At 37.4% G+C, this 16416-nt stretch carries 18 protein-coding genes and 1 riboswitch; of the genes, 11 read left to right on the top strand and 7 right to left on the bottom strand.

From position 1 onward, the window contains the following. Nucleotides 1-52 precede the first annotated feature (52 nt). Genes glcD through J2S77_RS00365 form a run of 10 tightly spaced genes read left to right on the top strand, consistent with a single transcriptional unit; the run spans nt 53 to nt 9814 of the window. Nucleotides 53-1441, top strand: coding sequence for a glycolate oxidase subunit GlcD (glcD, locus tag J2S77_RS00410; RefSeq protein ID WP_306973603.1), 1389 nt, complete (start codon nt 53-55; stop codon nt 1439-1441). Then, nucleotides 1434-2756 (top strand): (Fe-S)-binding protein, encoded by a 1323-nt coding sequence (locus J2S77_RS00405; protein WP_306973601.1) that lies wholly within the window; start codon nt 1434-1436, stop codon nt 2754-2756. The genes glcD and J2S77_RS00405 overlap by 8 nt, the downstream gene beginning before the upstream one ends. Before the next feature lie 11 nt (nt 2757-2767). Then, nucleotides 2768-3787 carry a DctP family TRAP transporter solute-binding subunit gene (locus tag J2S77_RS00400; protein WP_306973599.1) on the top strand — a complete coding sequence of 340 codons (1020 nt, stop codon included), beginning with the start codon at nt 2768-2770 and terminating at the stop codon, nt 3785-3787. 15 nt (nt 3788-3802) lie between these two features. Then, entirely contained in the window at nt 3803-4282 is a 480-nt protein-coding gene (locus J2S77_RS00395) for a TRAP transporter small permease (RefSeq protein ID WP_306973597.1), read from the top strand. A gap of 5 nt (nt 4283-4287) precedes the next feature. Next, nucleotides 4288-5643, top strand: a complete 1356-nt coding sequence (locus tag J2S77_RS00390; RefSeq protein ID WP_306973595.1) for a TRAP transporter large permease — start codon at nt 4288-4290, stop codon at nt 5641-5643. A 35-nt stretch (nt 5644-5678) separates the two neighbouring features. Further along, the gene (locus tag J2S77_RS00385) at nt 5679-6434 is read left to right on the top strand and encodes an SDR family NAD(P)-dependent oxidoreductase (protein ID WP_306973594.1); all 756 of its coding nucleotides are present in this window, start codon (nt 5679-5681) and stop codon (nt 6432-6434) included. Then, the gene (locus J2S77_RS00380; RefSeq protein WP_306973592.1) at nt 6427-6900 is read left to right on the top strand and encodes a PPC domain-containing DNA-binding protein; all 474 of its coding nucleotides are present in this window, start codon (nt 6427-6429) and stop codon (nt 6898-6900) included. Before J2S77_RS00385 ends, J2S77_RS00380 begins: the two co-directional genes overlap by 8 nt. After that, complete coding sequence (locus tag J2S77_RS00375; protein ID WP_306973591.1) at nt 6900-8381, top strand: class I adenylate-forming enzyme family protein; 1482 nt, start codon at nt 6900-6902, stop codon at nt 8379-8381. Before J2S77_RS00380 ends, J2S77_RS00375 begins: the two co-directional genes overlap by 1 nt. Next, nucleotides 8381-9511: a thiolase C-terminal domain-containing protein gene (locus tag J2S77_RS00370; RefSeq protein WP_306973589.1), complete on the top strand. Its 1131-nt coding sequence runs from the start codon at nt 8381-8383 to the stop codon at nt 9509-9511. The genes J2S77_RS00375 and J2S77_RS00370 overlap by 1 nt, the downstream gene beginning before the upstream one ends. 3 nt (nt 9512-9514) lie before the next feature. Beyond that, nucleotides 9515-9814: a Zn-ribbon domain-containing OB-fold protein gene (locus J2S77_RS00365; protein WP_306973588.1), complete on the top strand. Its 300-nt coding sequence runs from the start codon at nt 9515-9517 to the stop codon at nt 9812-9814. Nucleotides 9815-10294: 480 nt separating this feature from the next. On the opposite strand, the gene J2S77_RS00360 is transcribed toward J2S77_RS00365, so the two are convergent. Further along, complete coding sequence (locus J2S77_RS00360) at nt 10295-10609, bottom strand: DMT family transporter (protein ID WP_306973585.1); 315 nt, start codon at nt 10607-10609, stop codon at nt 10295-10297. Further along, nucleotides 10609-10932 (bottom strand): DMT family transporter, encoded by a 324-nt coding sequence (locus tag J2S77_RS00355; protein WP_306974193.1) that lies wholly within the window; start codon nt 10930-10932, stop codon nt 10609-10611. Before J2S77_RS00355 ends, J2S77_RS00360 begins: the two co-directional genes overlap by 1 nt. Before the next feature lie 74 nt (nt 10933-11006). Beyond that, nucleotides 11007-11113, bottom strand: a riboswitch (guanidine-I (ykkC/yxkD leader). Between the two features lie 133 nt (nt 11114-11246). On the opposite strand from J2S77_RS00355, the gene J2S77_RS00350 reads away from it, so the two are divergent. After that, nucleotides 11247-12050 carry an ion transporter gene (locus tag J2S77_RS00350; RefSeq protein WP_306973582.1) on the top strand — a complete coding sequence of 268 codons (804 nt, stop codon included), beginning with the start codon at nt 11247-11249 and terminating at the stop codon, nt 12048-12050. Between the two features lie 171 nt (nt 12051-12221). Here the strand turns inward: J2S77_RS00350 and J2S77_RS00345 are convergent, their stop codons facing one another. From J2S77_RS00345 to J2S77_RS00325, 5 genes are all read right to left on the bottom strand, one after another. After that, entirely contained in the window at nt 12222-12842 is a 621-nt protein-coding gene (locus J2S77_RS00345; RefSeq protein ID WP_306973581.1) for a spore coat protein, read from the bottom strand. An 81-nt stretch (nt 12843-12923) separates the two neighbouring features. Further along, nucleotides 12924-13406, bottom strand: coding sequence for a GNAT family N-acetyltransferase (locus tag J2S77_RS00340; RefSeq protein WP_306973579.1), 483 nt, complete (start codon nt 13404-13406; stop codon nt 12924-12926). A 154-nt stretch (nt 13407-13560) separates the two neighbouring features. Then, a complete protein-coding gene (locus J2S77_RS00335; protein WP_306973577.1) occupies nt 13561-14022 on the bottom strand; it encodes an S-ribosylhomocysteine lyase in 462 nt (153 codons plus the stop codon). A 120-nt stretch (nt 14023-14142) separates the two neighbouring features. Further along, nucleotides 14143-14952: a bifunctional hydroxymethylpyrimidine kinase/phosphomethylpyrimidine kinase gene (gene thiD, locus J2S77_RS00330; RefSeq protein WP_306973575.1), complete on the bottom strand. Its 810-nt coding sequence runs from the start codon at nt 14950-14952 to the stop codon at nt 14143-14145. A 74-nt stretch (nt 14953-15026) separates the two neighbouring features. Then, the gene (locus tag J2S77_RS00325) at nt 15027-16235 is read right to left on the bottom strand and encodes an MFS transporter (protein WP_306974192.1); all 1209 of its coding nucleotides are present in this window, start codon (nt 16233-16235) and stop codon (nt 15027-15029) included. Nucleotides 16236-16416 lie beyond the last annotated feature (181 nt).

Here is a 16416-nt window from a genome sequence, read left to right as displayed (position 1 = left end):
GATAATTAAAAGGAGAGGAGGTAAAAAAATCAATGATCAAGCGCTAACAGAGTTGAAAAGGATTGTCGGCAAAGAGAATGTCCAGACATCAAATGCTGCAAAAATTTCTTATTCTTTTGATGCGACAGCTGGATTTCAGCATTCACCGGATGTCATTATATCTCCAGAAAACGCTGAACAAATTCAGGCTATCGTTAAAGTATGTCATGAAAATAAGATTCCAATAGTCCCTAGGGGATCAGGGACAAATTTAGCGGCTGGAACCACTCCTAATGAAGGAGGCGTTGTACTATTATTCAATCATTTAGATAAAATCCTTGAACTCGATGAAGAAAATTTAACTATTACAGTTCAACCAGGTGTTATAACACAAGAGGTTATTGAATATGTGGAAAACAAGGATTTGTTTTATCCACCTGACCCAAGTTCAAAGAAGATTTCAACAATTGGAGGAAATGTTAATGAAAACTCTGGAGGTTTACGTGGATTAAAATATGGCGTGACAAAAGATTACGTTTTGGGTGTTAAGGCTGTGCTTTCAAATGGTGAGATATTACATACAGGAGGCAAACTTGCAAAAGATGTTGCTGGTTATGATTTAACAAATTTGCTAGTAGGTTCTGAAGGAACTTTAGCAATCATTACAGAAATAACTTTGAAATTATTACCCAAACCTACTTATAAAAAGACAATATTAACGATGTTTGACTCATTAGAACTTGCAGGAGATGCGGTATCCCAAATAATATCTAAAAAAATCATTCCCACCACATTAGAATTTATGGATCAAGGAACAGTGCGTGTGGTTGAAGAGTTTAACAAGATAGGTCTACCAACTGATTGTGAAGCTATATTGTTAATAGAACAAGATGGTTCTGAAGAAACAGTAAGAGAAGAAATGAAAGCGATTTCAAACATTTGTTCACAGGTAGGTGCAACTGAAATACATGAAGCAGAAGATGAATATCAGGCGGAGCAACTTAGAACCGCAAGACGTGACGCATTGTCGGCTTTAGCTAGGCTACGACCAACTACAATATTGGAAGATGCAACAGTACCTAGATCTAAAATTGCAGAAATGGTCAGGGAAATTAATCGTATTTCAGACAAATATGATGTGATGATCCAAACATTTGGTCATGCAGGAGACGGAAATTTACATCCTACTTGTTTGACTGATTTGAGAAATGAAAAAGAGATGGAAAGGGTCGAACATGCACTTGATGAAATTTTCCAAGCCTCGATAGATTTAGGAGGTACGATTACAGGTGAGCATGGTGTAGGGGAGATGAAAGCTCCATACCTTGAGTGGAAAGTAGGTAAAACGGGGATAGATTTAATGAAGAATATCAAACAAGCTATCGATCCCCACAATATTTTAAACCCTGGGAAAATCTTTGCGAAATCAACTAAGAAAAGGGTGGTGGTGAATAATGGCTGATGCTGCATTATCGGTAAGAATTCAACAAGGATTTCAAGAAGAAGTAGATGAAACAAAATTATTAGATTGTATGAAATGTGGCTTCTGCCTGCCAGCTTGTCCTACATACGTTGAAACGAAAAATGAGATGCATTCCCCAAGAGGTAGAATTTCAATAATGAAAGCTGTAAGAGAGGGTGATATTCCTTTTGATGATTCTGTAGAAGAAGCTTTAGATTTATGTTTAGGCTGTCGAGCTTGCGAGCCTGCGTGTCCGGCAGGTGTTGAATATGGTAGCCTTCTTGAATCAGCAAGAAATGTTATTTCTAGAGAGAAAAATCCTACGATTAAAGAACGAGCCGTTAAACACACAGCATTTGAACATCTTTTTAAAGATCAATGGAAGATGAACTCGTTAGTAGGGTCAATTAGGGTATATCAACGAAGTGGAATGAAATCAATTGTTGATAAATTACAACTAACACGTGTTTTACCAGAAATCTTATCAGAGCTTGAAAGTGTTATGCCTGAAATCCAAAAAAGACAATATACTGCACAATCTCAAAATAGCTCAAAAAGGAATTTTAAAGTAGCATTTCTTAGTGGTTGTTTAATGAACACAGTGTTTTCTAAGACTAACGATTCGACAATTTTACTTATGGAACGTTTAGGCTGTGAAGTAGTAGAGCCTAAAGGTCAAGCTTGCTGTGGTGCTTTACATGGACATTCAGGCGAATTAGAAAGTGCTAAAGAAAATGCCAAAAGAAATATAGACTTATTTTTAGAAGAAGAAGTAGATTTTATTGTGAACAATGCTGGTGGGTGTGGGGCTTTTCTATCAGAATATGATCATTTATTAAAAGATGATCCTAATTACAAAGAATTGGCAGAAGAGTTTTCTAATAAAATAATTGATATTTCCTCTTTATTGAGTAAGCTCGATCTTTTTAATTATACATTAAAAACGAAAAACCAAGAGCAATATGTGCTAACTTATCAAGATTCGTGCCATTTAAGAAATGTCAATAGGGTTTTTGAAGAACCTCGCGATATTCTAAAAAGCGTACATGGTGCTGAATATGTAGAAATGAAAGATGCAGACCAATGTTGTGGCTCTGCTGGTGTATATAATTTAGTGAATGACGAAATGTCTATGAAAATACTAGATAGAAAAATGACGCATGTAGAAGATACACAAGCACAGATCGTAATTACATCAAATCCTGGTTGCTTATTACAGATGAAGCTCGGCATTAAAAGAGCCGGTTTAGAAAATGAAATGAAAGCGCTTCACATTGTTGATTTTATAAATGATTATTTAGAAATACAAATTTAGGAGGATAATTTATGAAGAAAAGCTTTTTGTTTGTTTTTATTGCTTTGTTGACGTTAGTTTTATCAGCTTGTGGTTCTAGTGATGCAGAAGAAGCAGGTTCAAGCGGGGATTCCAAACAGGAACATGATTTACAAATGTCTGTAACTGTATCTGAGTCCTCTACTTGGTACGAAGCTGCTGATAAACTAGCATCTGATTTAGAAGAAGAAACTGATGGCAGAATTACAATGGAAATTTATCCAAACGAAGGATTGTCTGGCGGTGACTCAGGAAAGGCTGTTGAATCCTTATCGAAAGGAACGATAGACTTAACGTTTAATTCAACAATTATTTATTCAATTATGGATGAACGTTTCGGTGTAGCTAGTGCACCATTTTTATTCAAAAATCTTGAAGAAGTGGACGAAGTGTTTAACGGTGAAGGTGGCGAAATGATTAATGATATTCTTCGTGAAAAAGGCGTTGAACCACTAGGTTTTGGACAAAACGGTTTCCGACAAGTGACTAATAGTGTGCAAGAAATCCAATCGCCAGAAGATATTGAAGGTTTAAAAATGAGAATTCCTGGAATAAACATGTACACGGATTTATGGTCTGAACTAGGAACGGATCCTACAACTATGACTTTCTCAGAAGTGTTTACATCGTTAGAACAAGGAGCTCTAGATGGCCAAGAAAATCCTATTGATGTTATTCACTCAGCACAATTAAACGAGGTTCAAGATTACATCACAATGTGGAACTATTCATATGATCCACTTGTATTGGGGATGAATAAAGAATTGTTTGATTCTATGAGTGAAGAAGATCAGCAACTTATTAAAGAATTAGGGAAAGAAGCTTCAGAGCATCAAGTTGAACTAGCAAGAGAAAAAGAAGAAGAACAAATTAATGAGTTAGAAGAACAGGGCATGGAGTTTTATTATCCAACTGATGAAGAATTAGAGCAATTCAAAGAAAAAGTACAACCTATTTATGATGAGTACGAAAGCAAATGGGGTGAAGACTTACTAGAAGCATTCACTCCATAGATAGGAGGTAAATAAATGAATAAGATTTTTAATTATATTGAAGAAGTGTTTGTGGTCTTAGCAATGTCGATTATGTCGATTATAACGTTTAGTAATGTAGTGAGTAGGAACTTGCTAAGTTCTTCAATAGCATTTACTGAGGAAATTACAATTAACTTGTTTGTCTTATTAACATTTGTTGGAGCGTCTATAGGTGTGCGTAAAAGCGCGCACCTAGGCTTCAATCTATTATACGATATATCATCTGTACTAATGAAGAAGATTCTAATAATTTTTGTAGGATTAATCACACTGTCAGTTTTCCTTATTATTACATATTTCGGGTATGATATGGCTCAATTTCAACAAAGTATTGGGACAGAAACTCCAGCATTAGGTTGGCCACAATCTTATTTTTCTTATGGATTGTGTGTCGGAGCATTATTCTGTGCAGTAAGAACTGTTCAATCTACTTACTATGAATTTATCAACCTTAGACAAAAAGGAGGAGAGTAATAACTATGGATATTATATTACTTTTTGGGGTATTCTTCCTCCTTATTGCACTAAAGGTACCAATAGCAATTGCAATCGCAGCGACTTCAATAGTTACACTTTTTAATACAGATGGAGTAGTTGGCTTAGAAAGCTTAGCAGATATCATGTACACGGGTATTTCTAAATTTACATTATTAGCAATTCCGTTCTTTATCCTAACAGGGGTAATAATGGAACACGCAGGGATTTCTAAAAGGTTAATTAACTTAGCTCAAACTATCGTAGGCCATTATAAAAGTGGAATTGTGTTTATTACAGCAATAGCTGCTATATTTTTTGCGGCAATATCAGGATCAGGGCCAGCAACAGTTGCAGCTATTGGAGGGATTCTAATTCCTGCATTAGTGAAAAATGGATATAAGAAGGAAACTGCTTCAGCTTTAGTAGCAAGTGCTGGTTCTACTGGTATTGTAATTCCCCCGAGTATAGCTTTTATCGTTTTTGCTGTCGTTGCAGGAGATCAAATGTCTGTTTCTATTGGCGATTTATTTATGGCTGGAGTCATCCCGGGGGTACTTTTAGGTATCGCTTTTATAATCGCAACTCTGTTTGTAAGATGGCGTAATGATTTAAAAGATAAACGTGAAGAGAACGAGGAAAACCAAGTGAAGGAAGAAATTGAATTAATGCCCAAAGCAACATTTAAAGAAAAGGCTCAAGCATTTTATTCAGCTATATGGGGGTTACTAATTCCTATAGTGATTTTGGGGGGCATATATGGTGGTATTTTTACACCAACAGAGGCAGCCGTTGTTGCGGTTTTCTATGGTTTATTTGTCGGTTTCTTTGTTTATCGAGAACTTAAACTAAAAGACATGTACGTTATTTTTAGAGACGCTTCAGTACAAACAGCAGTGATTATGTTAATAGTTGGGTCAGCTTCAGTATTTGCGCATATTATTACTTCAGAGAGAATAGCTAATGATTTGGCGGACATGGTGTTAGGGTTAACAGAAAATCCTATTATTATATTATTATTAATAAATTTAATATTACTACTAGCTGGTGCATTTATAGATGCTATTTCAGCAATGTATATATTTGTACCAATCTTAATGCCAATAATTATCTTTCTTGAGGTTGAGCCAATGGCATTTGCTGTATTTATGACAGTTAATCTAGCAATAGGATTATTCACACCACCAGTTGGAATAAACTTATTTGTTGCTTGTGGTATTTCAGGAGCTACATTAGCTGGCTTGTCTAAAACAATAATTCCTTATTTTATTGCTGCGTTCATCGTATTGTTATTTTTAACATTTGTTCCGAGTATATCAACATTCCTTCCGAATTTACTTGAACAATTTAAAGTAGAATGAATTATCTATTAAATACTAATTTAGGAGGCAAAAATATGAATCAAGTTGCAATTGTAACCGGAGCTGCCGGTGGAATAGGTGGTGCTTCAGCTGTAAGGTTAGCTGAAGATGGGAATAGTATTTCCTTGGTCGATATTAAGTCATGTGAAAATACGATACGAAAAATAAGAGAAGTGAATCCAGAGGCAAAAGTAATTGAGCACATAGGTGATATTAGAGATCAATCTTTTGTTAATGATGTCGTATCAAATACTGTATCAGAGCTAGGAAGTATTGAGGTTTTAGTTAATAATGCAGGTACTTGTGGTCGTGTAGATATTGAAGAAATGACAGATGACATTTGGGATAGAGATTTAGATACAAACTTAAAAGCTGCTTATTATTTTGTCAAAGCATGTGTATACCCTCATATGATAGATAAACAATATGGAAGAATTATAAATATCAGTTCAGTATCGGGAATAAATGGAGGAGTTTTGTCAAATAAAGAAGGAACTAAAAAAGGGCGATCAGGCCCAGCATATGCAGCGTCGAAGGGCGCATTAATCGCGTTCACAAAATGGGTTGCTAAAGAGTTTGGTGATACGGGTATTACTTGTAATTCAGTAGCGCCTGGTGCAACAGAAACAGAAATAACAGAAGGGCTAAATTATAATTTTGATCAACAGGTTATTAAAAGAATGGGTCAACCAGAAGATATAGCAGAAGCGGTGAGATATTTTGCATCACCAAATTCAGGATATACAACGTCTCAAATCTTGAAAGTGGATGGAGGTGTGAGTATTGGCTGATATTCAATCTGTATACAGTTCAGATGGTGAAAATATATACGGTCGATTAGAAAAAGGTGATGACTTATTAGAAGGCATATTAGAGGTGTGTGACAGTCACGGGATTAGTGCAGGGTCATTTAGTTGTATAGGATCCTTAGAAAAAGTAGGAATTTTACAAATTGGTGAAAAAGATGGAGATATAGGCTATACGGAACCTATTTATATAAATAAACCAGTAGAAATTCTATCTGGAACTGGCTTTATAGGTCGTGATCTTGAAGGTGAAATGGATATTCATTTTCACGGCTTGTTTGTAGACATAAATGGTCAGATTTCAGGAGGGCATTTTATCAGAGGTAAAAATCCAACTCTAGTAACCATGGAATTTATTGTTCACACTGCTAAAGATGTTAATTTACAGAGAAAAACTGATGAATCATGGAATTTACCTGTATTTCAATTTTTTCAAGGAGATGATTATTGATGGAAACAATTGCGTCACAAGCTAAAAAGATGATCAAATCATATCCAAACAAAATAGCTGTTAAATCTGAAAATAGATCTATTACTTACCGAGAATTATATGATCGTGCGATGGCAATCTCACATTATTTATATACTAGGGGAGTTAACAAAGGTGATCGAGTAGGTATGCTAATGTCTAATCGGCTCGAGCATGTAGAATTAGATTTAGCAGCAGCATTTAGTGGTTTTGTAAAAGTACCTTTAAATTTTAAGCTTCACCCTAAAGAGCATGAATATATGATTAATGATTCTGGTTTGAAAATTTTAATTGGAGAAGAAGAATTAATAGACCCAATAGATTCTCAAATTGAAAGAATATATGTTGGTGAAAGTTATGAAAATATTATAAAAGAAAATGATGGCGAAACTGTCAATGCGGAGGTTAATGAAGATGAATTGTTTGCCATCATGTATACTTCTGGCACAACCGGAAATCCTAAAGGAGTTATGCTGAGTAATCGGAATATCTTAGCAGGAGCATTATCTTTAAGTTCAATTTGCGAAGTTAATAAAAATGATGTGATTGGACATGTTGCTCCATTAACACATGGCAGTAACTTTTTGTCTCATGTTGCATGGTTACATGGAAATACACAAGTTATATATAATAAATTCCAACCTGAGGAATTCATCGACGAAGTAGAACAAGATCAAGTATCAGTAATCTTTTTAGTTCCAACAATGGTGAACTTGATGATTCAACATCCGGACTTTGATCCTAAAAAGTTAGAATCTATTAAATCGATAAATATGGCAGGGTCACCCATTGCTGCAAGCAAACTAGAATTAGCATTAGAACAGTTGGGAACAAAGTTTGTGGAAACATACGGACAAGTAGAAGCTCCAATGTGTATAACTGTGATGCCGCGAGATGAAATAAGTGAAAAATTAGAATCAGCTGGAAGAACCGGACCATTTGTCGAAATGAAGATAATTGATGAATACGGAAATGAACAAGAAGATGAAACTGTCGGAGAAATTGTATGTAAAGGCTCTTTAGTTATGCAGGGCTATTGGAATAATCCTGAAGAAACTGACAAGACTTTAAAAGATGGCTGGCTGTATACTGGAGACTTAGGCTGGAAAGATGATAAAGGGTACCTCCATATTGTTGATAGAATAAAAGATGTCATTATTTCTGGTGGTGTTAACATCTATCCTAGAGAAATTGAAGAAGTATTAAATAAACATGATGGCGTAAAGGAAACTTGTGTGATTGGCGTACCAGACGATAAATGGGGAGAATCAGTCATAGCTTATGTTGTGCCAAATAACCAAGTAGAAGTGAATGAAGATGAACTTGTTTCACTTTGCAAGGAAAACTTGGCAAGTTTTAAAAAACCCAAAGGAGTGTATTTGACAGAAGAGCTTCCGAAAAGCTCATATGGAAAAATATTAAAAAGAAAATTGAGGGAACACCACTTTGAGGGGGTGAAATAATGAACGCATATATACATGGAGTTGGTATGACAGAGTTTGGAACACTTGAAGACAGAACAATGAAGGATTTAATGTTGGATGCATCTGTTGAGGCAATAAAGGATGCTGGTGATCCTAAAATAGATGCCGTTTTTGTAGGTAACTTTATGGGGGGATCTGTTTATAATCAAGAAATACTAGGTTCAATTATATCAAATGAACTTGGGCTTGGTTATATACCAACTTCTAAATCCGAAGGCGCCTGTGCCTCAGGTGGAATTGCATTTAGACAAGGTTTGCTTGGCATATTAAGTGGCGAGTACGATACGGTTTTGGTAACTGGTGTCGAAATGATGAAGCATATTAGTACTTCAGAAGTTACTAGTGCGATTAATGCAGCAATGGATAATGATTCTAACGAAAAATATGCTGGGCTTACTTTCCCTGGTTTTTTTGGGGTGTTAGCTAATCGATATTTGTATGAAACTGATGCTACTAAAGAGCACTTAGCTATGGTTGCACTTAAAAATAGAAATAACGCAATAAATAACCCTCTAGCACAATTTAAGAAACCAACTTCTATTGAAGAGATTATGAATGCAAGAATGATAACTGAACCATTAGGATTATTTGATTGTTCACCTATTACTGATGGGGCTTCTGCTGTAGTTATTTCAAAAAATGAATCTCAAATAAAAATCAGGGCTACCTCTCAAGCTTCTGGTCCAACTCAGATGCAAAACTCTGAAGAATTATTATCTATTCCAGCCGTACATGAATCAGGAAGGTTGGCATATGAAAAAGCAGGGTTGGGTCCTAATGACGTTGACGTAGTAGAAATTCATGACTGTTTTAGTATGACAGAAATTATTTCTTCTGAAGAACTTGGATTTTTCAATAAGAGAGAAGGTTATTTAGCAGTGGAAAATGGTGAAACTATGCCAAATGGAAGTAAACCAATTAATACAAGCGGTGGTTTGCTTTCTAAAGGACACCCTATTGGAGCAACTGGTGTTTCTCAAATTTATCAAATCACTAAGCAACTTAGAGGTAATGCCGTAAATCAAGTTGATGGCGCTAGAATAGGACTTGCCCAAAATCTTGGCGGTACAGGCTCATATTCCACTGTTCATATCTTAGAAAGGGTGTAATTAGTGATAGCATATCAGTGTATAAATTGTGGATTTCAAAGTGTTACTAAAAAGTATTATTGTCCTGAGTGCAAGGGCTCAAAATATGAAGAAGTTAATGTTAGTGATGAAGGTGAAGTGTTTAGTTATACAACAATTCATATTCCACCAGAAGAGTTTACAAAGTATGCGCCATACCAAGTTGTTTTGGTTCAATTAGAAGATAAACTTAGGGTAACAGGTTTCATGGAAGTCCCCGTCGCGATTGGAGATAAAGTCACATTTAAAGAAATTAGAGAAGGTGCTTATGTGTTCTCTAAATAGATCTTATCCCCTAACTATACTAGCATAGTTAGGGGATCTTTAATGGTTTGAAAATCAGCTGATACTGATTAATTGGAGTATAGCTCTGAGAAATGAATTGTGATTGTTAACAACATATCACAAAACACAAAAAACCACCTAGCTAAGGGGGAAGCTAGGTGGTTAACCTATTTTTAAAATCTATTAAAGGGGAAGGTTCACACAAGCAATTTGGCTTATACTTATATATTACAAGGTCATAGCTGATTTGTCTGTGAAAGTGAAGTGACGTTTTGTTTACGACTATGTTACTAATATTACAAACTGTAATGTTGCCTAGGTATATACAATCGGCAGAAGGTTGGCCCCCTTATGGCTTAAATGCAACCCCACTATTTAGCCGTTGTTTGAAGTTTCTAAATATAGTTTAGCTTATGAAGTACCAAATGTCTGTTAAGCTTAAGTAAAGGTTATGTGAAGATTGTGTAAAGCAACAAATAATCATGTCACAAGTTTTAGACCGACTGTTGCGGCTATGATGCAAAAGATAAAGAATAAGCGTAGGCGGTTGGCTGGTTCATCAAATAATAAGATCCCCATGATCGCGCTGCCAGCAGCACCGATTCCCGTCCAAGTAGCATAGGCAACACTCATCGATATGGCATTCATGGCAACCGACAATAACGCGAAGCTGATTGAAAATGCCACAACCATGAACAACACCGATTGCCAATTACGATAACGATTAATGAAGTTGATTCCTAAAACACCTGTCATCTCAAATAATCCTGCAAAAATTAACGCTGTCCAATACATTATGCTTCACCCTGTTCTTCCGTTACAAATTTCAATCCTACAATACCGATGACTAGTATGCCGATAAACAAAACTTTTAGAAGCTGAAAAGGCTCACCAAAAAAGACCATATCGACAATGACAGTGCCAGCTGTACCAAGACCAGCAAATACTGCGTATACAGTCCCGACAGGAAGGTGTTTAGCTGCTAATATCAAGAAGAGAAAGCTGAGGAAAATGGCAATGACAGTGCCTGACCAGGTGAGTATACTGTTCGCGTGACTCAAACCAATTACCCAAAATATTTCAAAAAAGGCACCTGCAACAACTTTTAACCAATGGATCGCCGTATGTATAACCTCCTTAGGAATCCAATATTCAGGGCAAAAGCAAAAGCCCAGGAGATGTCAGATTCAACATCTCCCGGGCTTTTGTCCCTCCGTGTCACAGCGGAGTGCTGTGTGTTTTCTCTTGGACCAGACCGAGACAACTAAAATGTCTCGCGGAACCCTAGAAAACTAGTGTGTGGTTTTAATTAATTATTGTTCAATTGGCATTTTAACACGCACAATTAAAAAAAGCTATGTATAGATTTTTTCTCAACAATTTATTTTGTGATAGAATTTAAAAGAATGAAAGCAGTAATGGGGGAGCGAACATGAATCAGTTGCAGCAAAAAAGTGCACAGATCGTGAATCATAAAGCGTTTCAACCGACGATTATTACATTGATTTTGATTAATGCTGTGATTGTTGGCTTAGAAAGTTATCGGGGATTATATGAGTCATACGGTGAATGGTTCGTTCGAATCGATACATTTGTGTTAATCATTTTTACTTTGGAAATTATTTTGAAATTGATCGCAGCCAAGCCAACAGTGAATTTCTTCAAAGATGGATGGAATGTGTTTGACTTTGTGATCGTGTTATCAAGCTTTATTTTTATGGGATCACCGTTTGTAACCGTCTTACGTATCTTGCGTGTTTTACGTGTTTTCCGGACGATTTCAGTTATACCATCACTTAGGAAAATTGTGAATGCTTTAATTTTAACGTTACCATCTCTCGGAACCATCATGCTCTTGCTGGGCATTATGTTTTATGTGTTTAGTGTCATGGGAACATTTTTATTCCGTGATGTAGCACCGGAATATTTCGGCACGATTGAAGATACGTTGTTGAGCTTGTTCCAGATTATTACGCTCGAGTCATGGGCAAGTGCGATTATGCGCCCGATTATGGATGAAATATGGTGGGCATGGACATACTTTGTTGCCTTTATTCTGTCGGGAACTTTTATTGTCCTGAACTTATTTGTAGGTGTTATTGTGAATAACTTTGAGAAAGTTGAGCAACTTGAGAATGGCGAGACACCTGAAGATGATCAACTGAAAAAAGAAGTAACCCAAATGCGCCAAGAAATCCGTGAACTGAAGCAAATCATCCGCGATGAACGCGAATAATTTTGAGATTGTTTGATAATGAAGCGAGATTGTTTAACAATCTCCCCCCTTTGTCTAATAATTGAACTGCATTGTTAAACAATGTCTAGACATTGTTTAACAATCAGGGGGCTTTGTTAAATAATAAAAGCCGCTCTGGCCATACATGCCAGGGCGGCTTCATTTCAATTATTAGTGGGTTTGACCTGTGTTAGTCATGGGTGCGTAGCTGTTCAATAGCTGATTTGTTGTGTCTTGATCGAATTGGGCCACTTGATAATAGCCTTTGTCATTCTGATACAAGAACATTTCGTAAGCCATTTCGGAAAAATTCGGCACGCTGTCTTGTAACACACGGCGCATAACAGGGTTTGTCGCCTCTAGCGCTGCATTATTAGCGGCTGTTGCGCAAGCTTTTAATTGACCAAGCATAAATCCTGAATAACATTGGTCGTTTAATTGTTGCGGGTTTTGTTCCGGCTGTTTCGGCTGGCTCGGTTGCAAGCCGTATGTGACATCATTCGAAATCTCCATGTTGTAAACAGCAGTCGGTTGAGCTGGTTTTTGACCAGACTGATACGCATCAACCATCGTGTTATACGTTTGCGTTAAGTAGTTGTACTGATTCGATAAAATGCCTTGTAATTGTTGACACTGAATGTTCTGCTCGTACATCTTATAATGTTCCATCGCACCAATAACTGTCGAAATTGCTTCATGAGCGTCATAAATAGCGTGCCCACCATTGCTCATGTGCGTTGGTAATGTTTCTGATTCTTTCATTTGGCTGTTCGGGTTTTGTTGTTGATCCATGTAAAATCCTCCTTATAAACTGATTGACAGTTTTAGGGTCAGCCAAATAGCAAGAATTATACATGTTTTTACCTCAGGATCTTAAGAAGAAAAAGGTTTTAAATACCATGCATCCATCGCATTATGATCTGATCCTTCGATTGGATCGCTCAATCGCTCAAAGCCAAGTTTTTCATATAAACGATTGGCAACATCGAGTTTGGTAGATGTTTCAAGATAGCAAGCATCATAATGTTGTTTCGCAAACGCTAACGCCACATTCATTAAGTCATAAGCCACGCCTCGACCTTGTGCTTTTGGAGCTACATAAAGCTTCTGTAACTCACAAATATTATCTTCTTCATGAAATGGCCCAATGCCAACACCACCAACTATTTCACCGTCTTCATTCTCGGCAACCCAGTATTTGGCATAAGGATCTTTCGCATAGAAATCAGCTAAGTTATGTAATTGCGGATCCACATAAGCTGTGCCAGGAATATCAAGTCCGAAAGATTCGAGTGAGCGTTTAATAATCGTCTCGATCGCTTGATTATCTCTTGCTTCAATTTCACGAATTTGCATCAAATCACCTCTGATCGTTTAATTAGAAAAAAGACGTACCAATAAGAAAGTCTTACTGGTACGCGGATTGGTATTGATTATATTTTTCATGAAAAAAAGTTATATTTCAACCATTATTTTAATCGCCTTTAAGATTAACCACTAATCAATTAACTTAAAAAACGATATGCCATTCATCTTTTTGATTTAACATTTCACGGGCAAGTTCTTGAGCACCTTCTAAGCTATGATTGGCTGCCCAACCACATTGTACTTCATTGCAAGCTGGAACTTCATCAGCTTCAAGCACGTCTTCAAACGTTTTCTCTAAAGCAGCCATGATCGCCTTTTCGTCATCGTTATTTAAGACGGATAAATAAAAGCCTGTTTGGCAACCCATTGGCCCGATATCGATCACATTGTCGAGGTGATTGCGAATGTTTTCAGCCATGAGGTGTTCGATTGAATGAAGGGCATCCATTGCCATATGGTCTTGGTTAGGTTGTTTAAATCGGATATCGTATTTGCGGATCGTATCCCCATTTCCGCCTTCTGTCACACTAACAAGACGTACATAAGGCGCTTTCACTTTGGTATGGTCTAAGTTAAAGCTTTCGACGTTCATTTGTTCAGCCATGTTTTAGTCTCCTTTCAATTACCACTATTTATTCCATGATAACGTAAATTCATCAAGCCTTCATGTCATGAGCATATGAAATAACGCCGCTCTAGATTAGAACGGCGTCATCAACGAATCTTAAAGGTCAATATGCGCATGACGGTTAGCGTATTGGTTAACAGGACCCACGTATTGGTTTAATTTCCATGAAGCTTCAATCGCATTGGTAATAAATTGTTTAGCGAAATAAACAGCCTGTTCTGGTGTGTGGCCGTTAACAACAGCAGACGTAATTGCTGAGGCAAATGTGCATCCAGCTCCATGATTATAAGGTGTGTCAATCGCATCATGTTCAAGTAACGTAAATTCGTCACCTGCATAATAAACATCAACCGCACGGTCCCCTTCGACTTCGGAACCACCTTTCACGACAACATGTTTCGCACCTAATTCATAAATGCGTTCAGCAGCTTCTTTCATTTCATCAATCGTTGTAATATTGTTCATATCTGCGAGTTGACCTGCTTCAAACAAGTTTGGTGTCGTGATTAATGCTTTTGGTACTAAAATGTTCCGTAGCGCTTTAGCGTTCTCCGGATAAACTGGTTCATCTTGTCCTTTACACGCTAAGACTGGATCAATAACTGCATCAAGATTGTATTGATCTATCGTATCTGCAGCAAATTGAATAACATCGGTGGATGGAAGCATGCCTGTTTTCATAATGTCGATACCAACCCCATCTAAAATGGTTGATGTTTGAGCTTTAACTGTTTCTAAATCAATCGGATAGACATCATGTGCCCAGCCATTCTGAGGGTTTTGAGCGACGATCGTCGTTAACGCTGTCATCCCATAAACGCCATTTTCTTGATATGTTTTTAGGTCGGCTTGAATCCCAGCGCCACCGCTTGTGTCAGAGCCAGCTAAGACAAAAACTTTCTTCATTGGAGAACCTCCGTTTTTCGTATTCATTCCATTAATTAGCATTTTATCGTTATTTTTAGGTTTTGCCAACTGATTTATTGTGTTGACTTAACCGTTTGGTCGTTGATCGGGTCCTTTTCTTCTAGCTCACTTTGCTTTGTTTTCGTTAGAAGTAGTGCTACACCACTTGCGATCAGTAAGGCACTGGTTACATAAAACACGCTTGCAATGCCATAATAACCAGCGATCACACCACCCATCACGGGACCAATCACATTTCCTAAAAAGCGTAAGCTCGTGTTATAACCAAGGACTTCACCCTGAATGGCGATTGGCGCTGCTTGACGAATGTAAGCCATGCGAATGGGAATAATCCCGCCAAGCGTTAGACCGAGCATGAAGCGAACAATCACAAGTTGCCATACTTCCGTAACTAAAGCGCCTGGGAAGTAAACAATCCCAGCGAGAATCACGAGTAGAATTAGGATTTTATCATACCCGACTTTATCGGCGATAATTCCCCAGCGACGCGTCATTAACAAGTTACCGAGCCCTGTAATGGAAAAGGCGATTCCAGAAATGAATGCTAAGTTAGCAGGACCATTTAATTCTTCTACATACAAGGCTAAAATCGGTTGAATAGAGAAGTGAGCGATTTGAATAAACATCGAAATGACAAGCACTGCTAATAACATCGGGTGTCTTATGATATGCAACAACACTTCTTTCTTCGAATAGCTTTCTTTATCCTCAGGTGATGCTTCTAGACGTACTTCTTTTAGGGCGAAGAAGACTAGAAGAGCCGCAATTAATAAGGCGATTGAGATGATTTGGAAAGCTTGGGCGAAACCGATCCAGTCAGCCAAAACACCACCGAGTAATGGTCCTGTTAAAGTTCCGGTGACAGTACCAGTCTGAAGTGTTCCCATCACACGGCCTGAAATATGCTTCGGTGTTTGTGTGGAAATAAGTGCTTGAGATGTTGAGATAAAACCAGCGAATATACCCATGACAAGACGTAATGTGAATAACTGTATGACAGAGTCGACAAACCCCATCGTGAATACTGAAGCGGTCAGCCCAAATGCCATCACGACTAGGATGGGTTTACGACCGAACTTATCTCCGATTCTTCCCCAAATGGGTGAGAAAATGATGGCTGTGACGAACGTAATCGCAAATGTCCAGCCAGCCCAATTTGTCACGTATTCTTCTGAAAAGTTGCCAAATGTATCAATATAAAGCGACAAAAACGGCATTACCATGGTCATGCTGCCCGCAATAAAAAAGTTGGCAAACCACATGATTGCCAAGTTCCGTCTCGCTAATTGCTCTTGATCTGACGTCAAGGTACCCCTTCTTTCTAATTCTTTCGTAGTCCGATTATTTCGATACACTAAATATACCAAACATTTGGGCGTGTGTCGAACAAATTACTTTATTTTTGTACACAATAAAAACAATCTTTGATATCAATTTGGAAAG

The organism is Alkalibacillus salilacus (genome assembly GCF_030812915.1).
GTDB classification, from domain to species: Bacteria; Bacillota; Bacilli; order Bacillales; family Alkalibacillaceae; genus Alkalibacillus; species Alkalibacillus salilacus.
This window is presented reverse-complemented; position numbering and strand designations above follow the sequence as displayed.